The organism is Methylotenera oryzisoli, assembly GCF_004661485.1.
GTDB lineage: Bacteria > Pseudomonadota > Gammaproteobacteria > Burkholderiales > Methylophilaceae > Methylotenera > Methylotenera oryzisoli.
Genome location: NZ_PQVH01000014.1, coordinates 143,122 through 165,988 on the forward strand (window position 1 = coordinate 143,122; position 22,867 = coordinate 165,988).

The window sequence follows — 22,867 nt, forward strand, 5'->3', positions numbered from 1 at the left end:
TCAATTAGCTTAAGGTCAATAGTGCCCTTAAGCCCTCAATATTGACCCGATCTGCGTTGCTGCCATCTGCCGCACGCTTAGTAGGCACACGGATATCATCCACTTCAAACACGCTCAGTTTAATTAAGCCGATATCAGTTTCCAAGGTAAATACGGGGACGGTTTTGCGACCATCACCCTTTTTATCGCGCTTGCCGTCATTCATGATGCGATAAGACTTTTCATTCACATCAAACGGAATCTGGGCGTTGAGCAAAAACATCTCCACCTCTTTAATGCTATCTGCAAATAAATGTATGTGCGTTTCTGACAGCAATCCTGCGGTGCCATCCAGCACGGCACCTGTTAAATGTGGATTAAATTTTGCTAGTAGCTGCATGGTGTACAGTGCGTTTTTACGTAGCTCCAGTAAATTCTCAGGTTGCGCTTCACTTAAAAACAACGCGTTGTAGCGTTTGAGCTCTTCTTCAATTTCAGCGTTGGATGGCAAGCTACTGTTCTCCAGCGCACCTAGTTGCCGCCCCGCCTTCTTTTTAGCGTACGCATAATCTGAAATCCCATCCTCAGCCATCATGCGTGCAGCTTGCTGTGCAACCAGCTGGCGGATATGCATTAAGTTCTCTTTTGACATTATTGACTATCTCTATGGCAGCATTAACCGGGGCATCTCGCAGACTTCGTTATCAAGACTGCACACCTCGTACTCGGCATTGCTTAATATTATCTAGTGATAAAGTAGGACTACCCTTTAATTTTGACGTCTAACTGCTTAAGCTTACGATACAAATGCGTACGCTCCAGTCCGGAAATCTCAGCCAGTTTATTCATATTTCCCGCCACTAGCTTAATATGGTGATTGAAGTACTGCCGTTCAAACTCATCACGTGCCTCGCGTAAAGGCTGGTTAAGATTCACGTCGTTTTCCAGGCCTGTTGGTTTAACACCAACCACCGCCGCATCTACAATCACCTTCAACTCAGAGTGCATCTGTCCGTCAAATTGATGCATGACCCGATTCACGTCATCTAAAGTAATCTTATCACCCAAACTGGTTTGAATCAGATTACGCACCACTGCATCCAATTGCGCAATATCGCCGGGCCAACTGGCATTGCGCAAGGCATTGAGCGCGGCAATATCAATCTCACGATAAGGTAAATTGGCAACTTCAAACTGCAGATTTGCAATCGTCAGCACCAAATCTGGAATATCTTCCTTATGCTCTTCTAACGCCGGCACTCTTAACGAAACTGCAGAGAGTAATTGCAGCAGATTATGGTCAAACAGCCCTTCCGCCTGCAGTTTTTGTAAATTATGGCTGGTGCCGCAAATCACACGCACGTTATATTTTTCGGCCTTGGTAATTAACAGCAGCAGACCTTTTTGTTCAGTCTTACTGAGTTCTGCAATTTCTGGCAAATAGACCACACCATCATTTGCCTGCCCTAAAATTTCTAATGGCGCATTCACCAACTGACTAAACTCGGTTAATGCTAGCCACGGCGTACCCGCGTTGTGCAGAAAACGCGCACACAGCTCAGCACCGCAGCCCAACGGCCCAATCAGCAACACTGGGCTAGGTGCCACACTAGAGCTCATAGCAATTTTATCCAAGCGCTCTTTTAGCGCCGCGACTATCGGGCTCTTACCTAAGCTAATCAAGTTCATTTCAGACTTGGGTAGCTGCTCACTATGCTTTAATGCAGTCGCTACCGTTTTAAGTAGCTTTTGCAGTGCAATCGGCTTTTCCAAAAAGTCAAAAGCGCCAATACGCGTCGCCTCTACCGCAGTATCAATGGTGCCATGACCAGACATCATGACGACAGGCATGGTCAGCAGACCACCGTTAGCCCACTCTTTAAGCAAGCTGATGCCATCGCAATCAGGCATCCAAATATCCAGCAAGACGACATCCGGACGCTCATGCAAACGCATGGCACGTGCAGCCGCCGCATTCTCTGCGAGCTGCACTTGGTAGCCCTCATCTTGTAAAATATCACGCAATAGTTCGCGTATGCCTATTTCATCGTCAATCACTAATATATGTTTTGATGCCATACGGTTTGTTTGATTAATTAAGTTAGTTATTAGTTAGCTGATGAATAGCGGGATGCTAATCGTAATAATAGCACCCGAGCTATTCGCTTCATTGCTTAATACATTTTCAACTTTAATATTACCCTTGTGTTCCTCAATAATCTTTTTAACGATTGCCAAGCCCAAGCCTGTGCCATGTGGCTTGGTCGTCATATAAGGCTCAAATACATGCAGCATCATCTCCGCAGGAAAGCCGCCGCCATTATCCTGCACCGTTAACACCAGCATGTTGTCGTAAACAGCGGTTGTAATCTGAATCAGTGGTGACGACGCTGACGCCAAGGCATCCTGTGCGTTTTGCAACAGGTTATGCAACACCTGCCGCAACATCGTGCTATCTCCTTTGATTAAGCAAGCCTGCTCCGTGAGCGCCAATTGGATACGAACTTTAGGTGCATCATAAAAAGAAACAATCTCGCGGATTAACGCGTTAAGGTCTAGGCTTTCCAAGTGTGGCGTCGGTGAGCGCGCGTACTCGCTAAACTCATTCACCATTTTCTTCAGTGCATCTACTTGATTCACAATGGTTTCGGTGGAGCGCTGCAAAATCTCAGCATCTGTCGCCGCCAATTTACTATGCAATTTATGCGCCATGCGCTCGGCTGACAATTGAATCGGTGTCAGCGGATTTTTAATCTCATGCGCCAAACGCCTTGCCACTTCACCCCATGCCGCGTCACGCTGCGCTTGCACCATGGCGGTAGCATCATCAAACACGGCCACATAGCCACCATCTGGCAGTCGTGTGCCACGCAGGGTGATAATCTTTTTACCCTGTGCAGTCGCCAACTCAACCTGTGCCTGCACCTCTTCTTTTTGCACAACGTCTTGCTGTACACTCAGCGCGATAGTCTGGAAGAAACTCGCCAGATTTGGCTGCTTTTCTATAATTTTCTCTGGCGTAAATCCAACATAAGACTCAAGGGAAATACCAAGAATATTCACTGTTGCTTCATTAAAAGTGCGTAACTCGCTACGCTCATTGAGTGCCAGCACGCCTGACGACAAATGCGCTAATATCGTTTCCAGATAGCCGCGTGCCGCTTCAACACGCGCACGGTTTCTATCGGCAGCTTTGGTCGCGTCCCCCAATTGCTGGGTCATGCTATTAAATGACTGCACCAGCACGCCTAACTCATCTTTACCATGTGCCGGCAACATGGTGCTGTAATCGCCACTCGCAATCGCCTTGGTCCCCTCAGCTAGCACGGTAAGCGGGGCAGATAAACGCCGGCTCAACACAAAGGCAATCGCCACCGCAGTAAACATGGCCAACATCATCACCAAGGTCAACGTTAGCGCAAACACTTCTCTAAGCGCAGTGCGGCTGTATGAGAGCTGCTGATAGTCTTGATACACATCCTGCACCGCCTCTGCTGTTGTGGCCAGCGACTTAGGTACAGGCTGCAGCAGCTGCAAAATACGTGTTTCACCTGAAATATCCTGCACACTCACGGGCACCAGCACGCGTAGATACAAACCTTTGTCACCAATCGGCTCTATATTGCCATAGATGCGCTGCCGCGCTTGCCGCAGTTGTGCCACACTGGGCAGATCCGGCAAAAAGCTACTCGCATCGCCGCTGGACACCGCTAATATGCCACCTTGCGGCGTGAAGAGCGTAGCATCCTGAATGCCGCTCTTCTCACGTAAATCATTCAGCGTAGAAAAGTGCGTATTAGCCGGCTGAAATGCCAAACTGGTCGCCATGCTTTCGCCCTTTTCTTTGACATCGGCCAGCATGATTTCAAGTGCAGTTTGCCCAAGATTAAGCCCGCCCTCTAGTGCAGACTCCACTTTGACGTTAAACCAGGACTCAATAGACCGCGTGAGAAAATTCACAGATACCAGATACACGATCAGGCCGGGAATAATCGCCATCAACGCGAATGAGCCTAGCAAGCGTAGCGTAAAGCGGCTACCCATCACTCGCTGCCTGATATTACGGTAGAGGCTAAACAGCTGTACGCCTATCAACACTACCAGCAACACGGCTAGCGCAATATTTAGCCCCACCAGCAAGGTATAATGCTCTCCAGACGCAGCGGTATTGGCACTTGCATTAGATAGCAAGTACAGCAGCAGGCCGCCTAGTAACGCACTGGTAAAAACAATGTATTTCATTTGAATAAGTTAGGGGTCCATTCAAAGCGTTGGGAGCTAATTTTCCATTCACTCGAGGTCATACCCTCTATGCGTAAGGCTTTAGGCAGCTTTTTCTGGTCCAAACGCATCAGTAAAACTGCACGATAGCGCTCATTCCTATCAACATCCGCTTCCTGAAATACTTTCATGTCTTGGATAATGGATAGATCTTCAACTGCCTCATCTAGGCTGGCATAAGCGCGCTGCTGATCATTGCGTGTAACAATATATTGGCGCGTCAGTGCGTGATAACTTAAGTTAACTTGCTGCACAGTCGTAACAACTTCATCATCGAACCAGTACTTTTTAGGCGAAAGCAATTGAAACTCAATCAAGAAGCTAAACGTAAAACCTTTTAAGATTGCCTTTTCGACCTCAGCCCCAAAGTTGATTTCCGCATCGGCGTTAAGTAGGTAATCATCTTCGTAAGCCGTTAAGTTTGCGCTACGCAGGCGCAAACTACTACCCTCTGCCAATACCGAGCTTGAAAATAACACCAACGCAATGATGCAAAAAATGAGCTTAATTTTTTTGCAGCAGTGCATAAAAGAAACCATCATGTGAGTTAGAGGGAATAAGCTGACCATGCGTATGAGTGACGTTATATTGTGCGAGCGCCTGCTCAATTGGCAGTTGCTGTGCATCAGCATTTTTCTGTAAAAACTGATCAATTTGCGCTTGATTTTCTTCTTTAAAAACTGAACAAGTGACGTAAAGCAATTTACCACCCTTTACCAGCATCTGCCATAAGCTTGGTAAAATTTTCGCTTGCTGAGCCACAAACGAAGCAACGTCAGCCTCTCGTCGCAACCACTTAATATCCACATGGCGCCTCACAATACCAGAGGCAGTACAAGGGACATCTGCCAGAATTCTATCAAATGGCTTAGCATCATACCAATCTGAGGCTGCCGCATCGCCCGCAATTAAATGTGCTTTTAAGTTAAGGCGTGCCAAATTACTCTGCACTCGCTCTAGGCGCAGAGCGTCGCTGTCTAATGCGGTCATCTCCACATTAGCTAGCTCTAAAATATGTCCGGTCTTACCACCTGGTGCGCAGCATGCATCCAGCACACGCATACCAGCTTGGGCATCAATCAAATGTGCTGCCAATTGCGCACCGTAGTCCTGTACTGAAACCACACCATCAGTAAAACCTGCAATTTTCTCTACGGCGATAGGTTTGGTCAAGATTACCGCCTGCGCCCCAACCTGCGTCGCATCAATTTCGCTACGCGCTAACAACTGCACATAGTCTTCAGTGCTGATTTTTTGTGTATTCACACGCAAACTCATAGGTGGGTGCTGATTGCCCACGGCTAGCATTCCCTGCCAGACATCAGGATATTGCAATCTTAATTTATTTACCCACCATTGCGGGTAAGAGTAAGTTGCAACCTCATTCGCTTTTAACTTTAGCGCCAATTGCGCTTGTTGACGTAAAAAATTACGCAAGATGGCATTCACTAACCCCTTGGCCCAAGCCTTGGCTGCTGGTCGCCTTAATTGACTAACCGCATGCACGGCCTGATTCACCACGGTAAAAGCATCGGCCTTATCATGCCGTAGCTGATAAATCGCCACTAGCAATAAGGCATGAATCCGCTCATCTATCAGCGGCTTTTCAAGTAGCGCTTTTAAATATGCATCTATTTCGCCATAAAAACGTAAGGTGCCGTAACTCAAATCAGCCGCGGCGCCTTTTTGTTGCGGGGTTGCATTAGGGAAAACAGATAAGGCAGCAGGCAATGCTGTGGTCAGATTACGACCTGAAAACACTTGATGCACCGCATCTGCAGCGATTAGTTGAGAAATATACAAAATTAGTTTCTATTCATAAATTGCTAAAACACTGATTTTACTTGATATCCGCCAGATTAGGGTTAAGCTGTTCATTATGTTGTCATCGCAAAGCGAAGCTCATGCGTTATATGATTTCGATTCACAAGGAGATATCCATGAACAAAATAAATATATTAAAGCGATTACTGATTACCGGCTTTTTAGTTGCCTCTGCAAACACTGCATTTGCAGCAGATGTTGGCGTATCCATCAGCGTAGGCCAACCTGGATTTTACGGCCAGATTGATATTGGCGACTACCCATACCCACAGCCTCGGGTAATTTACAGAGAACCTATCATTGTGCATCGTCATGTAGATGTATATGAGCCTATGTACTTGCGTGTACCCCCAGGCCATTATAAAAACTGGCGCCGCTATTGTGGTCGATACAATGCATGCGGTCGTCCAGTATACTTCGTGCAAGACCGCTGGTATCACGACGACTTTGCGCCGCAATACCGCGCACGCCATCATGGTGGCTACTACGATCACAACGACTATGATGATAATCGTGGTAGAGGCGGCTGGGATGACCGTGGCAGAGATGATCGCGGCGGCAGGGGAGATCATGATCGTGGCAACCAAGGCCGCGGGCATGGTGGTGACAAAGGCAATCATGGTAACGGCCATGGCAGAGGCAGGGACTAAGGCCTGACCGTCGATAGACGGGGAGCGAAAATTCTACTCCCCGTTAACTGATGAATATTGCCTTAATGCAATGCACGCTACACAGTAACAGATGTTGTACACAACTTTGCAATGGACTTGGGCTAGACGAATTATTACAACCAGGCCAGTCCAATCAAGCTAAAACAAACTGCTAGTATCGGTCAGCCATTGCCATTAAACGCGACACGCGCTCTTCAGTACTGGGGTGTGTGCTGAATAAACGGTCAAATGAAACACCGGAGAGAGGATTAATAATCATCATCTGCGCTGTTTCTGGATGTGCTTCTGCGGTTTGATTGGTCACCTGATGCGCGTAGTGGTGAATTTTTTGCAATGCACTCGCCAGAGCACGTGGATCACCGCTAATTGCGGCACCGGCTTTATCCGCCTCAAACTCACGTGCACGTGAAATCGCCATCTGGATTAATGACGCCGCCAACGGTGCGAGCAACATTACTAACAAGCCAACAATAGGGTTCATATTACGCTCACCCTGTTCATTACGACCACCGCCAAACATCATGCCGAATTGGGCAATAGAGGCAATGGCACCAGCAACAGTCGCAGAAATCGTTGAGGTTAAGGTGTCTCTATTTTTCACATGCGCAAGTTCATGCGCCATTACTCCACGCAACTCCCTGGCGTCCAAAATCTGCATAATACCTACGGTAGCGGCAACAGCGGCGTGCTCAGGGTTGCGTCCGGTCGCAAAAGCATTGGGCTGCGACTCATTAATCACATACACTTTAGGCATGGGCAATTGTGCATTTTCTGCCAACTGCCGCACCATTTGATAATAACTGCGAAACTGGAGATTGTCCGACGTCACCTCTTGTGCCCCATACATCTTAAGTACGGCCTTATCAGAAAACCAGTACGCGTGAACATTCATCGCTCCAGCCAACACCAAGGCAATCATCATTCCGCCAGCACCACCTAGCGCGGCACCAACCATGCCAAACAAGGCCACAATTGCTGCCATTAAAATAGTAGTTTTAAGCCAGTTCTCTAACATTATTTCCCCTTTATCTCATGCCTAAACATTGCATAAAGTGGTGGCGTCAATCTTAAAATTCAAGCTTATAGTGCGCCGCCAAACTGATCACCAGTTTTTAACGCATGCCCCTGCATAAACACCTGCGCACTTAAACGCTTACCGCCCGGGGCTTGCAGCTCACTAATACGCAGCACGCCATCGCCACAGGCGACCAAAATGCCATCATGTACATCTAGCACAGTACCGGGCAACGCCGCACTCGGCATACCAGCGACACTGGTTGCCATCCAAATACGGCAAACGTCACCATGCAAAAGGCTTTGCGCTACAGGAAAGGGATTAAATGCGCGTACCTGCCTTGATATTTCAACTGCACTTTTGCGCCAATCAATCATGGCTTCAGCTTTTTCTAACTTGTGTGCGTAAGTGACCTGCGATTCGTCTTGTGGCACACTGGCCAGATAACCCGTTTGGGCTAATGTCTGCATCGCCTCCACCATTAAATCAGCCCCCATCGCGGCCAACGCGTCATGCAAGCCTTGTGTAGTGTCAGCCTCTGTAATGGCTACCACGCCTTTACTCACCATCGCGCCAGCATCCAATGCCGGCACAACTTCCATGATGGTAACTCCCGTTTCCTGATCACCAGCCAAGATGGAACGGTGAATCGGTGCAGCACCGCGCCAGCGCGGTAACAATGAAGCATGGATGTTATAACAGCCGTGCTTAGGCATCTGCAAAACAATAGTAGGAATAATTAAACCATAGGCGGCAACGATCATGACATCCGCGTGAGTTTGCGCAATTTGCGCTTGCACAGCCTCATTTTTTAAAGTTTCGGGCTGAAACACAAACAAGCCATGCTGCTCCGCCAACACCTTCACCGGGCTAGCCTTGAGTTTCATGCCGCGCCCGGCTGGACGATCAGGCTGTGTCAGCACCATGACAATTTCATGACCGGCATTAATCAAGGCAGCCAATGCCGGCACTGCAAAATCGGGGGTCCCCGCAAATATAATTTTCAACGCTTTAACCTTTAATCAGACTATTTGCCACGATGTTGCTTGAGCATTTTGTTTTTAATTCTATTACGCTTAAGTGGCGATAGGTATTCTACAAATACCTTACCTAGCAAATGATCCATTTCATGCTGAATGCATACACTCAACAAGCCATGTGCTTCCAGTGTGAATTTTTTACCGTCCTGATCCAAAGCCTCTACCAAAATCTTTTCTGCGCGTTTCACACTCTCGTAGATGCCAGGCACTGACAGGCAGCCCTCTTCATACACCTGCTCGCCATCTCGTTCCAGTATTTTGGGGTTAATAAACACCTGCAGCTGATCTTTGGTCTCACTGGTATCAACCAGTAGCAGCTGTATATGTTGGTTAACCTGCGTTGCTGCCAACCCTATCCCTGGCGCCGCGTACATGGTCTCCGCCATGTCATCAATCAAGCGGCGAATAGTGGCATTCACCTCTTTTACAGGCTTGGCCACCGTGTGCAAACGCGGATCAGGATAATTAAGGATATCTAATATCGCCATAAAAACTCTTTAATATTCACATTCAAAAATTCTAAAAAAACTCAAAACCATAGCTTTTTCTATAAAAGCTTGATTCTTTAATGAATTACGTGATAAATTTAACGTAAATTCACGGTGTGTGTAGCTCATATTGCACGCCATTGTATGTCGTCTAAATGCATCTTTGACCGGGGTCATCAACATATGTTTCGCAATATTATAACGCTGCTCATGTTTTGTTGCTTAAGCTTCAATCTGAATGCACAAGTAATTGCACTAAAAGAAGATCATCCCGATCGTCATGTTGTTGTTAAAGGTGACACCTTATGGTGGATATCCGCTCGTTTTCTTAAAGATCCATGGTTGTGGCCACAAGTTTGGCAGCTGAACCGTGCCCAAATTAAAAATCCGCACTTAATTTACCCTGGCGACGTCATCGTGCTGGATCAAAGTAGCGGCAAGCCGCAGTTAAAGCTGTTGCGTCAAACCATTACGCTGGAGCCTGGTGTTGTTGTAGAGCCACTCGACCAAGCTGCTATTTCAACCATTCCGATTAATGCCATTGCACCATTTTTAAGCCAGCCACTGGTCATAGAAAAAGACCAATTAGCAGAATCACCAAGAATTATTGCTGGCCCAGATAACCGCGTGGTGTTAAGCACGGGCACTCGTGTCTACATCAATAAAATTGAAGAAAATAAGGATCTGAACTGGTTTATTTACCGCCCAGGTGACTCTTTTATTGACCCTGATACCAAAGAAGTGCTTGGCGTAGAAGCTACGTACCTCGGCGACTTAAGAGTTAAAAAATACGGTAAACCTGCAACGGCAGAAGTGGTAAAAGCAAAAGAGGAAATTTTCGTCAAAGACCGCTTAGTACCAAGCGGCGATGAAATTTCTGCCAACTTTACTCCACATGCGCCAGACACTCCTATCAAAGGCAGAGTGCTGAAGATTTATGGCGGCTTAGCTGAAACCGGGCCTGGGAGCATTATTTCAATCAGCCGCGGCTCAAAAGATGGCGTAGAAGTGGGGCAAGTACTGGCGATTAGCCGTTATGGTCGCATTATTAAAGACCCTGAACCGACCAAAGAAGACAAAGCAGAAGCCAAGAAAGCGGATGCCAAACCAAAATTAAAAGAATTAAATTTTGACATATCCACTGGTGAAGATGGCAAAGCCATCGTCAACTTTGGCAAAGACAAAGCCGAGAATACGGCTGAGCCAGTACTGGAGCCTGGTTATATAAAACTACCGGATGAGCGCGTAGGTTTAATCATGGTATTCCGCGTATTTGATCGCATTGCTTATGGCTTAGTGATGCAGGCCAGTGACCCGATCAACACACTAGACTCCGTACACAACCCATAAAAACACGCATGACGATTAATCGCGAAGAAATTGCGGAAAAATCGCTATGGGTGAGCTTGGGCAGCATTTCCGGCATCGGGTCGCAGACCTTTTGCCACTTGCTGAAAGCATTTGGTAGCCCATACAACATCTACGCGGCAAGCATCTCTCAATTAAAAGAAGTGGTTTCAGCAAACATTGCCAATGTAATTAGCAATGGGGCAAACCAAGAACCCTCAAACGAGCTAGCACAATGGCTAGCGGCGCCCAACAATCATCTAGTCACACTTGCGGACCCTGAGTACCCAAAAGCACTATTAGAAATCAGTGACCCGCCGCCTTATCTCTATGCAAAAGGCAATTTAGCGCTATTAAATCAGTCCAGCATCGCCATTGTGGGTAGCCGCAATGCATCGGTACAGGGCGAAAAGAATGCAGAGGCATTTGCATATGACCTATGTCAGCACGGACTTTGTATAGTCAGTGGCTTAGCACTAGGCATTGATGGTGCAGCCCATCGCGGGGCACTTAAGGCCAACGGTGCAACGATTGCTGTAGTCGGTACGGGGCTAGACATTGTATACCCGGCAAAGCACCGCGAACTTGCGCACCAAATTGTGGAGCGCGGTCTGATTTTGTCAGAGTTTCCATTAGGCACGCCATCCAAACCGCAAAACTTCCCCAAAAGAAATCGCATTATCAGCGGCTTAAGTTTGGGTTGCTTAGTGGTAGAAGCCAATGTACAGAGTGGCTCACAAATCACGGCGCGGATGGCAGCAGAGCAAGGTCGTGAGATCTTTGCGATCCCAGGTTCAATTCACTCACCAATGTCTAAAGGTTGCCATCAGTTAATTAAGCAAGGTGCTAAGCTGGTCGATTGCATACAAGACATTACTGAGGAGCTAAAACTGCAGCCCAGGCTTGATACTACACCCTCCAGCGCACAAGTGCAGCAAGGCAGCGCCCCTAGCGGTTCCTCAGAACAGTTACTACTCGAGACTATGGGCTTTGACCCTTCACCTTTAGAGCGTCTTGTCACGTTAACAGGCTTGACGGTGGCCGAAGTTTCATCCATGCTAATGTTACTGGAGCTTGATGGAAAAGTAGCCAGCTTATCAGGAGGGCAATATCAAAAAATTATGTAGTTTTTAATTCAAAAGTTTAATTAAACCATCTCACTTAAGTTAATCATTTAATAAGGATAAAAATTATGTTTGAAGCCTTGGTTTATATGTTCGAAAACTACATTGACACACAATTCAGACCCGATAATAACACCCTCACCAGAGAGTTATTTGCCGCAGGGTTTGACGAAGAAGATATTAACGGCGCTTGCGATTGGTTCAATCAGCTTGAATCCATGGCTGGCAAACCTGAGCTATTTCAAATGGCAGACGCTGCCAACAGCAGGATATTTACAGAAATAGAACTAAAAAAAATATCGGCCGAAAGTATAGGCTTTATTTTATTCTTAGTACAAGCCAACATTCTCAACACCTCACAGCGCGAATTGGTACTGGAACTTGCTATGAACGTGCCGCAGGCCATGATAGGCATTGAAGAAATGCGCTGGATAGTACTCATGACAACATGGGGCGCAAGTAAATCTGGCCCGGACAAAACAAAAGAATATTTGTTTATTGAAGATGTATTACTAAATGATAAAAAGCCTACACTGCATTAAATGTCAGGCCTTTACAACCGATATGCACACTACGATGATAACTCTACTCGCCGTACCACACCGACAGTACAGTATGGCGAGTAAGTCATTTACATTGGCTACAGCTCCAACCTACGCAAGAGCCTGAAACTAACTGGCTAGCTTTAAACCGACCCACTAGTCCTGAACGTTCTCGATAATATTGCTGATAGTATTAGACTGATTCAACGTATAGAAATGCAAGCTCGGCACACCCCAAGCCAACAAGGTTTCGCATAACTCGCTCACCACATCTACACCAAATGCCCTTAGCGATGCGATATCGTCACCGTACTCTTCTAAACGCATTTTTAACCAACGCGGAATTTCAGCGCCGCACACGCTTGAAAAGCGCGCTAACTGGGTAATATTGTAAATAGGCATTATGCCCGGCACAATCGGCACGGTAATGCCTAATGCATCACACTGATCAACAAAGCGGAAATAGGCATCCGCATTATAAAAATACTGTGTGATGGCAGAATTTGCACCTGCATCTACTTTTCGCTTCAAATTCAACAAATCTGCAGCTGGGGTACGCGCCTCAGGGTGAAACTCAGGATAAGCCGCAACTTCAACACTAAAATGGCTACCGGTTTCGTCTCGAATAAACGCCACCAACTCCGATGCATATCTAAAATCACCGGCACTGACCTCACCTGATGGAATATCGCCCCGTAATGCCACCAAGCGCTTAATTCCTTGTGCCTGATACGCGTGCAAGAGGTCTCGAATCTCCGCCTTACTAGATGAGATGCAGGAAATATGCGGCGCAGACTGAAAACCTTCACGCTGAATTTCCAACACTGTATCCATGGTTCTATCACGCGTAGAACCACCCGCACCAAAGGTCACCGAGAAAAACTCTGGGTTAAACTTTGCCAGTTGGTTACGTGCTTCACGCAACTTATCCATACCTTCGGTGGTTTTAGGCGGGAAAAACTCGAAACTAACATCAAACTTCTTAGTAGTCGTTTTCATTTGTATGTCTTTATATATATTTCTTTAGTGATTACTTATCATCAACCAATAACGCGGTCAGCACCCATGAGAACACGCTATAAAGCACCGCACCCAGAATACCTGCTGTGAAGGTATCTACGCGGAAGCCTTGTAACGATTGCCCGACAAAGTAGAACAAGACCCCATTAATAACTAAAATAAATAGCCCTAATGTAAGCACAGTAATAGGCAACGTCAACAATATAAGCAATGGCCGAATCAGTACATTGACCAAACCTATGATGAAGGACGCAAGCAAAGCACTCAAGAAACTTGCCACATGAATATTGGGCAGTAGGTAAGCAACCGCCAATAATGCCAGTGCATTTAATATCCAACCCAACAGTAACTTCATGAGGTAGCTCCTTGAATGTTTGAGCAATTAAGCCCTAACTTACTTAATAACGATAAGTATCTGGTTTGAATGGGCCTTGTTTCTGTACACCGATATAAGCAGCTTGCTCGTCGGTGAGTACAGACAATTGCGCATTCAGTTTCTTCAATTGCAATACAGCCACTTTTTCATCCAGATGTTTAGGTAAAGTATATACGCCAACTGGGTATTTACTTGTTTGTGTAAACAACTCAATTTGTGCAATGGTTTGATTAGCAAATGATGAGCTCATTACATAGCTTGGGTGACCAGTACCGCAACCTAAGTTCACCAAACGGCCTTTTGCCAGCAGAATGATTTTTTTACCATCAGGGAAAATCACATGGTCAACTTGCGGCTTAATTTCATCCCAAGTGTATTTTTCAAGTGAGGCAACATCAATTTCATTATCAAAGTGGCCAATGTTGCAAACAATTGCCTGATCCTTCATTTTTGCCATGTGGTCATGTGTAATCACATGGTAGTTACCAGTCGCTGTTACAAAAATATCACCATGCTCTGCTGCATAATCCATGGTTACCACGCGGTAACCTTCCATCGCTGCCTGCAATGCACAGATTGGGTCAATTTCCGTCACCCAGACTTGTGCAGATAGCGCGCGCAATGCTTGTGCAGAACCTTTACCTACATCGCCATAACCAGCCACGATTGCAATTTTACCGGCAATCATTACATCGGTTGCGCGCTTGATGGCATCCACTAAAGATTCACGACAGCCGTACAAGTTGTCAAATTTAGACTTAGTCACAGAGTCGTTCACGTTAATTGCTGGGAAAGCCAACTTGCCTTCTTTATGCATTTGATACAAACGGTGTACGCCTGTCGTGGTTTCCTCAGTCACACCTTTGATTTGCGCCAAACGTGTTGAGTACCATGTTGGATCGGTCGCCAATTTAGCTTTAATCGCTGCAAACAGACAGGTTTCTTCTTCTGACGCAGGGTTAGCAATCACAGACAAATCTTTTTCTGCTCGCGTACCAAGGTGTAACAGCAAAGTTGCATCGCCGCCATCATCCAGAATCATGTTGCTGTGACCGCCGTCAGTCCACTCAAAAATACGGTGCGTATAATCCCAGTACTCAGTCAGTGTTTCGCCTTTAACCGCGAACACAGGGGTACCGCCTGCAGCAATTGCAGCTGCCGCATGATCTTGGGTAGAGTAGATGTTACAAGACGCCCAGCGCACGTCCGCGCCTAGGTCTTTTAAGGTTTCAATCAGCACCGCAGTTTGAATCGTCATGTGCAAACTACCGGTAATACGGGCGCCCTTAAGTGGCTGTGCTTTCGCGAACTCTTCACGAATCGCCATCAAACCTGGCATTTCTGTTTCAGCAATCGCAATTTCTTTACGGCCGAAAGCCGCTAAATTGATGTCCGCAATTACGTAATCTTTAAAATCAGTCACAGTATTCATGTGTTTTCCTTGAATGTGTGACCGGGGGGAAGGGGTGTTTATTGGAAGATAATCTATCTCACCCATATCCCGTGCCCGGCACGGTTAATATTGGTGAGCGTCGTTTACTGCAGATTTCTGAGCCTGGGAGCCTGTATGGTTAACACGCCTCGCAACGCCCCTCAGAAGATAATCTATTATACTTGATATTATTTTTAGCGCAAATGTGGACAACCAGCCCCGCACCTTGCATCAACCATCTGTTTTATATCAAAATTTCGCTGACTATTCGGCCCATAACTTGTCTACATCGAGCACACCCCAAAGCACGGGGTCCTCATGCCCAACAATCGCATCGCTTGCACCAGCTTTTGATAGATCCAAGACTTCAACTGGCAGCCTTGTTTTAGACTTGGTTGAAAAGAAAACTTTGACGATCGGTGTCAGTAAGGATTTTGGACTTTGATCAATTACCACGGCCAAACGCCCTGATTTCAACTTCACCATAGAGCCTATGGGGTAAATACCCACACTTTTCACGAATGCTTTAAATACAACATCATCAAAATGTCCTGCCCATTGCGCCATGCGCTGCAGGGAAACACCAGGCTCCCAACCATCCTTGTAAGGTCGGTTTGAAGTAATTGCATCGTATACATCACAGACAGCGCCCATTCTGGCAAACAAACTAATCGCATCACCTTGCAAACGATGCGGGTATCCAGTGCCGTTTACTTTTTCATGGTGATGCAAACAGACATCTAGCGTGACAGGGTCTGTTATATTTGCTTGTATCAACAACTCGTGTCCACGCTCTGGATGCAACTTAACCATAGAGAATTCGTCATCAGTCAATGCGCCAGGCTTATTAAGAACATCAACAGGCACCGAGGCTTTACCAATATCATGTAATAACCCGGCTAATCCAGCTTGCTTAACATCTGACTCAGGCATACCCAACTCTTTAGCTAAAGCAATCATTAATGCACAAACGGCTACAGAGTGCATGTAAGTGTAATCATCTTTATTTTTGAGCCGAACTAAACTGATAAGTGCGCCCTCGTTTCTGAATACGGAGTCGGCAATATCATCAACGAATTGCATGGCGGCTTCAGCTTTAATGGCTTTACCCATACGAGCATCATTAAACATAGAAGTTACCGCTTTTCTTGAAGCAGAAATAACTTGTTTAGCACGCGCTCGCTCTTCAGCTGCAGACACACGCTTAACCTCGGCCACCCGCTGATTAAGAATCCGAGGCTCTTCAATGGACTTGGATTGGGGGAGTTCAACAGACTTCTCTAGCGCAACTTCTTGTAGGACATCCAATCCTTTAGATGTGTCAATCACAATCTCTTTAACTGCACTAGCCTGCAGCTTCTTTAAATCCGTCGAATCCTCTAACTTAAAAGCCTTCTTCCAAAAAGGATGATCCATCCAAGAGCCTTTAAGCTCATGAATAAACATACCCAAACGCACCTGCTTTGTAGAAACGACTTTTAACATGTGATTACAATCATTTAGTTATGCCTATTATACCTAGAATAAATGAATTACTTTCAACAACTGACCCGTTTGCTGCGTGATTATTTTTAAGAAAAATGTAGCACCATTTAACAAAAACCCCACCTTGCTTCACACATGGCGGGGTTTTGAAATTCAACTAGCTAGGTAGCTAAATTAACTAAAAGCCGGCAGCCGCTCGCAACGCAGCTGCTTTATTGGTGTGCTCCCAAGTAAATTCAGGTTCATCACGGCCAAAATGACCATAAGCAGCTGTTTTCGTATAGATAGGGCGCAACAAATCAAGCATTTGCACGATACCTTTTGGACGCAAATCAAAGTGATCTAACACTAACTGCGTCAGCACTTCGTTGGATACCTTACCTGTGCCGTAGGTTTCCACCATCACGCTGGTTGGTTTTGCCACACCAATCGCATAGCTTACCTGCACTAGGCAACGTGATGCCAAACCAGCAGCAACGATGTTCTTCGCTACATAGCGACCTGCATAAGCAGCGCTACGGTCAACTTTAGAAGGGTCTTTACCTGAGAAAGCACCACCGCCGTGAGGCGCTGCACCACCGTATGTATCAACGATAATCTTACGGCCAGTTAAGCCGCAATCACCCTGCGGACCACCAACAACAAAACGGCCGGTAGGGTTCACTAAGAACTTGATGTCACCCTTGATTAACTCCTTAGGCAACATAGGCTTGATGATCTCTTCAATCGTCGCTTCGCGCACGGCTTCCAGACTCATATCAGGTGCATGTTGTGTTGATACCAATACCGTATCAATTTTATACGGTTTGCCATCTACATATTGCACCGTCACTTGTGACTTAGCGTCCGGGCGCAGCCATGGCAAGCGGCCGTCTTTACGCAATTGCGCCTGGCGCTCCATTAGTCGATGGCTCAACCAGATTGGGAGCGGCATCAATTGCGGCGTTTCATCAACGGCATAACCGAACATCAAGCCTTGGTCACCAGCACCTTGATCCAATGGGTCATCATGCGCACCGTCTACACCTTGAGCGATGTCTGGCGATTGCTTGTCATAAGCTACCAACACGGCACAACCTTTATAGTCAATGCCATACTCGGTATTGTCGTAGCCAATGCGCTTAATCGCATCACGCGCTACTTTAATATAATCAACATTTGCTGTGGTGGTAATTTCACCCGCTAACACAACCAAACCGGTGTTTGCCAAAGTTTCAGCAGCTACGCGCGCAGTTGGGTCTTGAGCCAGAATCGCATCCAAAATACTGTCTGATACTTGGTCTGCTAATTTGTCCGGGTGTCCTTCAGATACTGATTCTGAAGTAAAAAGATATTCGTTCATTCATCTGCCTTGAAAAGAAAAAAGTTTATTTAAGATACTTACTAAAGGCTGAAGCAAGTATTGGGGGAGGTGAATTGTACCTGAATTAGTGATGACATCAAAAAAAATTACTAATTATCAACACATTACCAACTGTGTGTGATGGCTATATCTACGATTGGTTCATCAATATAATCTACTCAGCTCAAATAATGTGGGTAGCAACCGCAAGCACGCTACATAAATTAAAGTCTGATAAATTAACAAAACGGACACTCCAGCCTAAAACCTGGTAGTGGATACATATAAACTGCGATTTTTTCACCCCTGAATATACATTCTCATTACAATAAACATATGGCTAAAACGATTAAATTTACAAAAATGCAAGGCGCTGGCAATGACTTTATGGTCATTGATGGCGTAACGCAGCCCATCTCACTCTCAGCGGACACCATTAAAAAACTCGCTAACCGCCAGTTTGGCATAGGTTTTGACCAGCTGCTATTGGTTGAGTCATCAGCGGTTGCAGATTTTAAATATCGCATCTTTAATGCAGATGGTAGCGAAGTTTCACAGTGCGGCAACGGTGCTCGCTGCTTTGTGCGCTTTGTGGTTGATCAAGGCTTAACCCATCAACGTGAAATTAGCGTTGAAACCGCCAGTGGCATCATTACCCCCAAACTCGAAGCGCACGGCTTAGTCACTGTGAACATGGGTGCGCCAAGATTCAAACCTGACGCGATACCGTTTGTTGCAGAGTCTGCGGCAAATAGCTACGTGCTAGAGGTGAACAATCAGGCACATAACATTGCGGCAGTCTCTATGGGCAATCCGCACGCAGTGTTGATTGTGGATGATGTAGAAACAGCACCGGTACAATCATTAGGGGCGGCGATTGAATACCACCCACGCTTTCCTGAACGTGTAAACGTTGGTTTTATGCAAATCATGAATGAGCACCATATCAAACTCCGCGTTTTTGAGCGCGGCTCAGGTGAAACGCTCGCCTGTGGCACAGGCGCTTGCGCCGCTGCGGTATCAGGCATCCAGTCCGGCCGCTTGAGCTCTCCGGTCAAAGTATCAGCACGTGGCGGTGAGTTAAGCATTGCATGGCAAGGTACAGATACGCCAGTGATGATGACAGGCCCTGCCGTCACCGTATTTACAGGCGAAATAGACTTAGACGCGATCTAAATTAATAAAACTTAAAGAAAGTCCGATAATGACAAGCCATCAACATGAGACGATTTCTGCAGAGGATGTAAAAGACTACCTGCGTAATCACCCCAATTTTTTCGAGAAGAATGCCACATTACTCACGGAGATTACGCTGCCTAATCCTCACGGCAGCGGTGTTATCTCGCTCACAGAACGCCAGCAACTAGCACAGCGCGATAAAATTCGTGTGATTGAAGCGATGATGGCGCAAATGATCGTGCATGCAGAAGAAAACGATGCCACCAGCGCCAAAGTCCACCGCCTTAGTGTCAAACTGCTTAATCAGCAAAGCTTCACCGCCTTACAAGCACTGATTGCAGACACATTAAAGCTCGACTTCGCCGTCACGGACTCACTAGTGCGCATTTGGGTAAAACCAAGCAATAGTGCAATCATCCAAGACGCAGTGTTTACCCACGTTAGTGATACATTCAACGAATGGGTAATGTCTTTAACACAGCCTTACTGTGGCGCCAAACCTGAAGTAGTTGGCGACTTAGTTGATCACAACCTGCAATCGTTTGTGATTATCCCCCTAGGTACAAAAGCAGCCGACCAACGCTCATTTGGCGTACTTATTCTGGGCTCGGCAGACAAAGATCGTTTTAAAGCCGGCATGGGTACACTGTACCTAGAGCACATAGGCGAGCTGGTGGCTGCAGCTTTACTGAACCATCTATTTGCGTTAAATCTATAAATAGTCATTACGCCGTGCTTCACCTAGACGCATACATTCAGCACCTCACCTTTGAACGCGGCCTGAGTCAGCTCACTTGTAAAAACTATACACGAGATATTTTACTGCTAGCGTCTCTGGCTGAAGGTGCCGAGCTGCAAACCCTAACGCATGCGCAAATCAGGCGCTTTATCGGCAAGCTACATGCACGTGAATTGAGTAGCAAAAGCATAGCAAGAGCCCTTTCTGCCTGGAGAGGGTTTTTTGATTATCTGATTCACCACCACGCATTCACACAAAACCCGGTCCACGGCTTACGCGCCCCTAAAGCGGCAAAGACACTGCCACAAGCACTATCAGTGGACCAAGCAGTAAACTTTGTTGATATTAAAGGTGATGGCTTTCTAGAGCTGAGAGACCATGCGATTTTGGAGCTGTTTTACTCTTCGGGGTTACGCCTCGCTGAACTGGTTAATCTAGATATTGATCGCTTAGACTTCACTGACGGCACCATAGAAGTGACTGGTAAGGGCAACAAAACGCGCATTGTTCCGCTGGGCAGTCACGCGGCGAATGCCATGCAAAAATGGCTGCAGGCACGTGCCAACATATCAACCGACGAAATCAACAAACACGCGGTTTTTATCACCCAGCAAGGAAAAAGAATCACACCGCGTGCAGTGCAATACAGAGTTAAAGCATGGGCAATTAAACAAGGCATGGGCTCAAACCTGCACCCACACATGCTACGGCACAGCTTCGCTAGCCATGTGCTGCAATCGAGCCAAGACCTGCGCGCAGTGCAAGAGATGCTCGGGCACGCCAACATCAGCACTACTCAGGTGTATACGCATTTAGACTTCCAGCACCTAGCCAAAGTCTACGACAACGCCCACCCTAGGGCCAAGAAAAAATAGGCTATTTCGATAATACCCTACTAATTTACACTGTTATTATGGCAAAATAACGGTTTAGACTTTAACTTACGAACAAAGGACTATCATGGAACATCAATTACCAGCTTTACCATACGCAAAAGATGCGTTAGTACCACATATCTCAGTAGAAACGATTGAATACCACTACGGCAAACATCACCAAACTTACGTGACTAACTTAAACAACCTGATCAAAGGTACTGAGTTTGAAAACTTAAGCCTAGAAGAAATCATCAAAAAATCTTCAGGTGGCATTTACAACAACTCAGCGCAAATCTGGAACCACACATTTTTCTGGAATGGCATGAAACCAAATGGCGGCGGCGCTCCTGCTGGCGCATTGGCTGATGCAATCAATGCAAAATGGGGTTCATTTGACGAGTTCAAAAAAGCATTCCAAGCTTCTGCAGTTGGCAACTTCGGCTCTGGCTGGACATGGTTAGTTAAAAAAGCAGACGGCTCTGTAGATATCGTCAATATGGGCGCTGCTGGCACACCACTAACAACTGGCGACAAAGCATTGCTGACCATCGACGTATGGGAACACGCTTACTACATCGACTACCGCAACGCACGCGCTAAATTCGTAGAAGTATTCCTAGCTTCTTTAGCTAACTGGGACTTTGCTTCAGCAAACTTTGCTTAGTACGCCTAGCATCAGCAGCGACTCAATAGTTAGCACAACACAGTAACAACTAAGCCTTAGCGGAAACGCTAAGGCTTTTTATTTGCCTTTCAACATAGCTCATTGCAACAATGCATAGCACCTACGTTTCGCCTTACCTTTATTTTTTAGCCGACCAAAAACTAAATCTCTGCTAGAATACGCAACTATGTTGCAAAGATTCGCCATCCACCTCACGCTTGCCCTGCTGTTTGCATTCACGCAAATAGGCGTTGCTACGCATGAAATCAGCCACATTACGAATGGCTCGCAACACTCGCAACCCCATGAAAAGTCGCAACAAAAAAATACTGTTGCCGAACAATGCGCGCAATGTATCAGCTATGCAAAAATCGCTAGTGGTGTATTAACAACCCCAACTATCACGCCTGTCGGCCAGCCCGGTTTAATTGCAACACCTAGTGTACACATCTCTTTTCAGCACTATGCAAGCAGCCCTTACTCTGCAAGGGCACCCCCTCAAATAGCAAGTATTTAACTAAATACCAGACAGTAAACGCCACTACGTTTGCTGATTACTCGCTTTTATTTTGAGGTTTTTGATATGCATTATGCTCCAAACCTGCAATTGCTTAGCGCATTTGCATTTAAACCATTACTGATTGCTGTTGCTACAGTATTTTCCACTTCATCCATCGCCGCCGATGCCAATGTTGCGATAGATTTACCAACAGTACCTGTCACCGGCAACCCTCTAGGCGTAGCATCTGACGAGTTGGTGGTGCCAGTTGCCGTGATCAGCGGACGTGAGCTTTCACTCAAACGAGAGAGCACTTTAGGCGATACACTCAATGGCATTCCAGGGGTAAGCGCCACACAATTTGGCCCCAATGCCTCACGCCCGGTCATTCGAGGCTTAGATGGTGAACGTGTACGTATCATGCAAAATGGCACCAGCATTTTAGATGCTTCTAGCTTAAGCTTTGACCATGCCGTAGGGGTCGACCCACTCATCATAGAGCAAATTGATGTGGTGCGCGGACCAGCCGCGTTGCTATACGGTGGAAGCGCCGTGGGTGGCGTAGTGAACGCAATTGACCATCGCATTCCCAAAGAACAGCTAGAAGGCGCAACAGGCCGCGCTGAAATGCGCTTTGGTGGCCCAAGCAACACCAGAAACGGGGCTGCTGTCATTGATGTTGGCAATGGCGTCATTGCCATACATGCCGATGCCTATACGCGAAAAACCAGCGATTTGGACATTCCGGGTTATGCGCTATCTCGCCGCAAAAGCGAGCAAGACAATACTCCCCGCGAGAACCGCGGCAAACTCGTCAACAGCAGTGCAGAGGGTGACGGCGGTGCATTAGGCGCAGCCTTAACTTTTGATAACGGCTACATTGGCACCTCATTCTCCACCATGAACAACAACTACGGCGTAGTCGCAGAAGAAAACGTGCGT

Annotated in this window: 23 protein-coding genes and 1 riboswitch; of the genes, 10 read left to right on the top strand and 13 right to left on the bottom strand. The window is 46.5% G+C overall.

Translation table 11 applies throughout. The features are described 5' to 3' along the window. Window positions 1–4 precede the first annotated feature (4 nt). From C3Y98_RS11855 to rsmB, 5 genes are all read right to left on the bottom strand, one after another. Window positions 5–631 carry a hypothetical protein gene (locus C3Y98_RS11855; RefSeq protein WP_135278797.1) on the bottom strand — a complete coding sequence of 209 codons (627 nt, stop codon included), beginning with the start codon at window positions 629–631 and terminating at the stop codon, window positions 5–7. Window positions 632–741: 110 nt separating this feature from the next. Next, entirely contained in the window at window positions 742–2,058 is a 1,317-nt protein-coding gene (locus C3Y98_RS11860; RefSeq protein WP_135278798.1) for a sigma-54-dependent transcriptional regulator, read from the bottom strand. Between the two features lie 33 nt (window positions 2,059–2,091). After that, window positions 2,092–4,221, bottom strand: coding sequence for a sensor histidine kinase (locus C3Y98_RS11865; protein WP_135278799.1), 2,130 nt, complete (start codon window positions 4,219–4,221; stop codon window positions 2,092–2,094). Next, window positions 4,218–4,787, bottom strand: a complete 570-nt coding sequence (locus tag C3Y98_RS11870; RefSeq protein WP_135278800.1) for a DUF4390 domain-containing protein — start codon at window positions 4,785–4,787, stop codon at window positions 4,218–4,220. Before C3Y98_RS11870 ends, C3Y98_RS11865 begins: the two co-directional genes overlap by 4 nt. After that, window positions 4,765–6,063 carry a 16S rRNA (cytosine(967)-C(5))-methyltransferase RsmB gene (rsmB, locus tag C3Y98_RS11875; RefSeq protein WP_135278801.1) on the bottom strand — a complete coding sequence of 433 codons (1,299 nt, stop codon included), beginning with the start codon at window positions 6,061–6,063 and terminating at the stop codon, window positions 4,765–4,767. The genes C3Y98_RS11870 and rsmB overlap by 23 nt, the downstream gene beginning before the upstream one ends. Before the next feature lie 137 nt (window positions 6,064–6,200). Between rsmB and C3Y98_RS11880 the strand changes: the two genes are divergently transcribed. Next, window positions 6,201–6,734, top strand: coding sequence for a hypothetical protein (locus C3Y98_RS11880; RefSeq protein ID WP_135278802.1), 534 nt, complete (start codon window positions 6,201–6,203; stop codon window positions 6,732–6,734). A gap of 172 nt (window positions 6,735–6,906) precedes the next feature. Here C3Y98_RS11880 and htpX read toward each other — a convergent pair whose 3' ends face one another. The 3 genes from htpX to def all read right to left on the bottom strand — a co-directional run bounded on the left by htpX (window position 6,907) and on the right by def (window position 9,298). Further along, complete coding sequence (gene htpX / locus C3Y98_RS11885) at window positions 6,907–7,770, bottom strand: zinc metalloprotease HtpX (RefSeq protein WP_135278803.1); 864 nt, start codon at window positions 7,768–7,770, stop codon at window positions 6,907–6,909. A gap of 65 nt (window positions 7,771–7,835) precedes the next feature. Then, the gene (gene fmt, locus C3Y98_RS11890) at window positions 7,836–8,777 is read right to left on the bottom strand and encodes a methionyl-tRNA formyltransferase (RefSeq protein WP_135278804.1); all 942 of its coding nucleotides are present in this window, start codon (window positions 8,775–8,777) and stop codon (window positions 7,836–7,838) included. A gap of 20 nt (window positions 8,778–8,797) precedes the next feature. Further along, complete coding sequence (gene def, locus C3Y98_RS11895) at window positions 8,798–9,298, bottom strand: peptide deformylase (RefSeq protein ID WP_135278805.1); 501 nt, start codon at window positions 9,296–9,298, stop codon at window positions 8,798–8,800. A gap of 183 nt (window positions 9,299–9,481) precedes the next feature. On the opposite strand from def, the gene C3Y98_RS11900 reads away from it, so the two are divergent. The 3 genes from C3Y98_RS11900 (at window position 9,482) to C3Y98_RS11910 (ending at window position 12,311) form a co-directional block, all read left to right on the top strand. Continuing rightward, entirely contained in the window at window positions 9,482–10,648 is a 1,167-nt protein-coding gene (locus C3Y98_RS11900; RefSeq protein ID WP_135278806.1) for a LysM peptidoglycan-binding domain-containing protein, read from the top strand. Window positions 10,649–10,656: 8 nt separating this feature from the next. Further along, entirely contained in the window at window positions 10,657–11,772 is a 1,116-nt protein-coding gene (gene dprA / locus C3Y98_RS11905; protein ID WP_135278807.1) for a DNA-processing protein DprA, read from the top strand. Between the two features lie 65 nt (window positions 11,773–11,837). Continuing rightward, on the top strand, window positions 11,838–12,311 hold the full coding sequence (locus tag C3Y98_RS11910; protein ID WP_135278808.1) for a Smg family protein: 474 nt from the start codon (window positions 11,838–11,840) through the stop codon (window positions 12,309–12,311). A 156-nt stretch (window positions 12,312–12,467) separates the two neighbouring features. On the opposite strand, the gene metF is transcribed toward C3Y98_RS11910, so the two are convergent. From metF to metK, 5 genes are all read right to left on the bottom strand, one after another. Continuing rightward, a complete protein-coding gene (metF, locus tag C3Y98_RS11915) occupies window positions 12,468–13,310 on the bottom strand; it encodes a methylenetetrahydrofolate reductase [NAD(P)H] (RefSeq protein ID WP_135278809.1) in 843 nt (280 codons plus the stop codon). A gap of 31 nt (window positions 13,311–13,341) precedes the next feature. Beyond that, complete coding sequence (locus C3Y98_RS11920; RefSeq protein WP_135278810.1) at window positions 13,342–13,686, bottom strand: phage holin family protein; 345 nt, start codon at window positions 13,684–13,686, stop codon at window positions 13,342–13,344. Window positions 13,687–13,729: 43 nt separating this feature from the next. After that, window positions 13,730–15,139 (bottom strand): adenosylhomocysteinase, encoded by a 1,410-nt coding sequence (ahcY, locus tag C3Y98_RS11925; protein ID WP_135278811.1) that lies wholly within the window; start codon window positions 15,137–15,139, stop codon window positions 13,730–13,732. 88 nt (window positions 15,140–15,227) lie between these two features. Beyond that, a riboswitch (S-adenosyl-L-homocysteine riboswitch) is annotated at window positions 15,228–15,308 on the bottom strand. Between the two features lie 95 nt (window positions 15,309–15,403). Next, window positions 15,404–16,624 carry an HD-GYP domain-containing protein gene (locus C3Y98_RS11930; RefSeq protein WP_135278812.1) on the bottom strand — a complete coding sequence of 407 codons (1,221 nt, stop codon included), beginning with the start codon at window positions 16,622–16,624 and terminating at the stop codon, window positions 15,404–15,406. Between the two features lie 178 nt (window positions 16,625–16,802). Continuing rightward, entirely contained in the window at window positions 16,803–17,966 is a 1,164-nt protein-coding gene (metK, locus tag C3Y98_RS11935) for a methionine adenosyltransferase (RefSeq protein WP_135278813.1), read from the bottom strand. Between the two features lie 336 nt (window positions 17,967–18,302). On the opposite strand from metK, the gene dapF reads away from it, so the two are divergent. The 6 genes from dapF to C3Y98_RS11965 all read left to right on the top strand — a co-directional run. Beyond that, window positions 18,303–19,142 (top strand): diaminopimelate epimerase, encoded by an 840-nt coding sequence (gene dapF, locus C3Y98_RS11940; protein ID WP_135278814.1) that lies wholly within the window; start codon window positions 18,303–18,305, stop codon window positions 19,140–19,142. A 28-nt stretch (window positions 19,143–19,170) separates the two neighbouring features. Further along, window positions 19,171–19,863, top strand: a complete 693-nt coding sequence (locus tag C3Y98_RS11945) for a DUF484 family protein (RefSeq protein ID WP_135278815.1) — start codon at window positions 19,171–19,173, stop codon at window positions 19,861–19,863. 14 nt (window positions 19,864–19,877) lie between these two features. Beyond that, complete coding sequence (gene xerC / locus C3Y98_RS11950) at window positions 19,878–20,759, top strand: tyrosine recombinase XerC (RefSeq protein WP_135278816.1); 882 nt, start codon at window positions 19,878–19,880, stop codon at window positions 20,757–20,759. Between the two features lie 85 nt (window positions 20,760–20,844). Beyond that, window positions 20,845–21,426 (top strand): Fe-Mn family superoxide dismutase, encoded by a 582-nt coding sequence (locus C3Y98_RS11955; RefSeq protein ID WP_135278817.1) that lies wholly within the window; start codon window positions 20,845–20,847, stop codon window positions 21,424–21,426. Between the two features lie 187 nt (window positions 21,427–21,613). Beyond that, on the top strand, window positions 21,614–21,943 hold the full coding sequence (locus tag C3Y98_RS11960) for a hypothetical protein (RefSeq protein ID WP_135278818.1): 330 nt from the start codon (window positions 21,614–21,616) through the stop codon (window positions 21,941–21,943). Between the two features lie 66 nt (window positions 21,944–22,009). Then, the coding region (locus C3Y98_RS11965) for a TonB-dependent receptor plug domain-containing protein (RefSeq protein ID WP_167759938.1) at window positions 22,010–22,867 on the top strand (858 nt) is incomplete at its 3' end.